Source organism: Sphingomonas sp. (assembly GCF_042091075.1).
GTDB lineage: Bacteria > Pseudomonadota > Alphaproteobacteria > Sphingomonadales > Sphingomonadaceae > Sphingomonas.
Map to the genome: position 1 here is coordinate 45048 of NZ_JBELIE010000003.1, position 3324 is coordinate 48371.

The following is a 3324-nucleotide window of genomic DNA, read 5'->3' on the forward strand; positions in this document are numbered from 1 at the left end:
TGACCGTGCCGTTTGACGCCGAACTGCCGCCGCGCCGGGCCACGTGGCGGCGCGGGGCTGGCTGCACGCTGGCGCCGATCGGCGACAATAGTATGCCGGCCGTCACGCACGCCGCGCCCCCGGCTCCGCTGGGTGGCGATCCGAGACCCTGGCCGATGGGGGATGCCGGTATCGCCCCCCGCCCCGACGAAGCGGTCGCCCGTATCGTCGATCGCGCGTTCGGCGCCGAATATGGGCGCGGCAGCGAGACCGTCGGTGTGGTCGTCGTGAAGGACGGACGGATCGTTGCCGAACGATATCGCGAGGGGTTCGGCCCCTATACCGCGAACCGTACCTGGTCGGTCGCGAAAAGCATCGCGGGAACGCTGGTCGGCCTCTCGGGCGTCGATCCGCGCCGCCCGGTGGATATCCCGGAATGGCGCAGCCCCTATGGCGCGGACCCGCGCGCGCGGATCACGCTGGATCAATTGCTGCGGATGGCGTCGGGGCTGCATAGCGACACGGCGGGCAATCGTACCGACGCGATCTACTTCGGTGGCACGACCGTGACCGAGCAAGCGACGTCATGGCCGCTCTCATCGCGCCCGGGCGAACGCTTCCGCTACGCCAACAACGATATCATGCTGGCGATCCGCTCGCTCCGCGCGTCGCTGGGCGAAGCACGCTACCGTGCGCTGCCCGAGCGGCTGTTCGCGACGCTGGGAATGCGTCACACCGTCGCCGGCACCGACTGGCAGGGGAATTATATCCTGTCGAGCGACGTCTACACCACGGCGCGGGATCTCGCCCGGCTGGGACAATTCTGGCTGCAGGACGGCGTCTGGCAGGGGCGCCGCGTGCTGCCTGCCGGCTGGATCCGGTACATGACCACCCCGGCCGGGCCGCAACCCGATCGCAGCGAAGGCTATGGCGCATCGATCTGGCTGTTCGGCGCGCGTCAGGGCCTGCCCGACGGCAGCTTCTCCGCGCAGGGCAATCGCGGGCAATATGTGATGGTCATTCCCGCGCATCGTCTGGTCGTCGTCCGCCGCGGTGAAGATCCCGCCGGCGCACGCTTCGACGTGGCGAAGTTCACCGCCGACCTGCTCGCCGCGCGGTGACCCGCCAGCGGCGGTTCGACGATTTCGTCGCGATTGACTGGTCGGGTGCAAGGGGTCGCCATCATCGCGGGATCGCGGTGGCACGTTGCACGACGGGCAGCACGCCGCCGACGCTGATCGATCCGCCGAACGGTCGCGCCTGGTCGCGGCAGCAGGTGCTCGACTGGCTGCTCGCGCGGCGTGGCGAGGCGATGCTGGCCGGTTTCGATTTCAGCTTCTCGGCGCCCTTCGTGGCGCGCGGCGCGCATTTGCCGGGCGAGGTCGATACGCCGGATGCGCGCGCCCTCTGGGCCTATGTCGATGCGCATAGCGATGACGAGGATCTTGGCGCGGCGTCTTTCCTGGAAGCGCGTCGTGGGCGTCATTTCTATCTGGGTGCGGCCGATGGCGCGAAACGCGATTTCCTGCACTGGCGCGCCTGCGAGGTGGCAACCGATGGCAGCGCCAAGCCCTCCACCGTTTATGACGCGATCGGCGCGGCACAGGTGGCAAAGGCGAGTTTCGCGGGAATGCGGGTGCTGCATCGGCTGTCGGGCGCGATCCCGATCTGGCCGTTCGACCCGATGACGACGACGGGCGCGGTGATCGTCGAGATCTACACCGCCATTGCCGCGCGTGCGACCGGGATGCGACGCGGCCGCAGCAAGATCCGCGACGCCGTGGCGCTCGATACGGCGCTGTCGGCGCTGGGCAGCGCGCCGCATGCGCCGCTGCCCCGCTACGACGATCACGCCACCGATGCGATTGTCGCATCGGCATGGTTGCGCCGCGTGGCGAACGACGCGGCGCTGTGGCGACCGAACGGCATGACACCGCTCATCGCGGGCACAGAGGGCTGGACGTTCGGCGTCCCCTGACGCATGGGGAGGACAGGCCGGTTTAGCTCAGCTGGTAGAGCAGCGGTTTTGTAAACCGAAGGTCGCGGGTTCGATCCCTGCAACCGGCACCATCCATTCTGGCGATCACGCCGGCGCCACCACAGGGCCGGCCGTGATCGTCGCTTCCTCGCCGCGCGAATAGGTGCCGGTCAACAGCCCTACCGCCAGCACACGCCCGCGGATCGCCTCGATCAGCTCCTGCCGGCCGGGATTCATGTCCAGCATGGGCATCTCGCTCAGCGCGAAAAGCTGGAAGACGTAGTCATGGCTGCCATGCCCGGTGGGGGGATCGGGCGGCAGCCACCCTTCCTGCAGATAACTGTTACGGCCCACATCATGCGCGTCGCCCCCGGCGTCTGGAGCTATCGCGCCTTCGGCAAGGAAGCGATCCTGCGGCATGATGTCCCATACGATCGCATGTACCAGCGGCTGGGGTGTCGGCGCGTCGGGATCCTCGACGATCAGCGCCAGTCCCGCCGTACCCTCCGGCACCTCACCCCAGGTCAGCGGCGGCGATACTCCCTCGCCGTCGGCGGTGAATCGCTCCGGCAGCCGCGCACCCTCGGCAAAGGCGGGGCTGGTCAGGTCCAGTTGTCCCTCGCCGGTGACAACGCCATCCTGCACGGACACCAGCTTGGCATGGCCCGCGCGCACGTTGCGCATCAGGGCTCCGAGCCAATGGGGAACATGTTCCAGCACGCGCACCTCCTGTCGTTGACCGGACGGACAGCGCGCGACGGCGGCGATCGGTTGCGCGGCGGTGCCGATGTGTTTGATGCTGCACCACAGCAAAATTATATTACACTCGATTGACGGACATGACCGCGGGATCGCCTACGTAATGACACTCGCAGTAAAGGAGCGTCTTCATGCAGCCATCGAACGAACCCGACGACAGGGGCCTCTCCCCCTCGCTGCGCGCCTCGCTGACGATGCTGGCCTTCGGCCTGGTGGTGCTCGCCTATCTGGTCGCGATCGATCACCCGCAGTGGTTCCATATCCGGCCGATCACCGGCACCGCCTCCGCCATGTCGACCGCAGCCAACGCCGACATCTAGCGCGGATCGACATCCCGGCCGCGGCGCGCCGCGAACCGTTGCAACCCGTACGGCCCCACGGTCGTTACGCTTCCTCCATGAAGCTTAAAGTGGCCAGTTATAACATGCGCAAGGCGATCGGCACCGATCGCCGCCGCAACCCGGAACGGGTGTTGCAGGTATTGCGGGAGGTCGATGCCGATATCGTCGCGTTGCAGGAGGCTGATCGCCGGTTCGGCGCACGCGCCGCGGTGCTGACCCCGCATCTCGGCTACGTCACGCAGAGCACGTTCCGGATGTTCTACGAGG

5 protein-coding genes and 1 tRNA gene are annotated in these 3324 nt (G+C 67.7%); 5 read left to right on the top strand and 1 reads right to left on the bottom strand.

What is annotated here, in order from left to right:
• From ACFDSW_RS00735 to ACFDSW_RS00745, 3 genes are all read left to right on the top strand, one after another.
• Window positions 1-1100: serine hydrolase domain-containing protein (locus tag ACFDSW_RS00735; protein ID WP_375248353.1), on the top strand; the 1100-nt coding region annotated here is incomplete at its 5' end.
• Complete coding sequence (locus ACFDSW_RS00740) at window positions 1097-1957, top strand: hypothetical protein (RefSeq protein ID WP_375248354.1); 861 nt, start codon at window positions 1097-1099, stop codon at window positions 1955-1957. The genes ACFDSW_RS00735 and ACFDSW_RS00740, both read left to right, overlap by 4 nt.
• A 16-nt stretch (window positions 1958-1973) precedes the next feature.
• Window positions 1974-2049 (top strand) — tRNA-Thr (locus ACFDSW_RS00745).
• A 13-nt stretch (window positions 2050-2062) separates the two neighbouring features.
• Here ACFDSW_RS00745 and ACFDSW_RS00750 read toward each other — a convergent pair.
• Entirely contained in the window at window positions 2063-2677 is a 615-nt protein-coding gene (locus tag ACFDSW_RS00750) for a YbhB/YbcL family Raf kinase inhibitor-like protein (protein WP_375248355.1), read from the bottom strand.
• 170 nt (window positions 2678-2847) lie between these two features.
• On the opposite strand from ACFDSW_RS00750, the gene ACFDSW_RS00755 reads away from it, so the two are divergent.
• Window positions 2848-3036 carry a hypothetical protein gene (locus tag ACFDSW_RS00755; RefSeq protein WP_375248356.1) on the top strand — a complete coding sequence of 63 codons (189 nt, stop codon included), beginning with the start codon at window positions 2848-2850 and terminating at the stop codon, window positions 3034-3036.
• Between the two features lie 77 nt (window positions 3037-3113).
• A partial coding sequence (locus ACFDSW_RS00760) for an endonuclease/exonuclease/phosphatase family protein (RefSeq protein ID WP_375248357.1) occupies window positions 3114-3324 on the top strand: 211 nt, incomplete at its 3' end.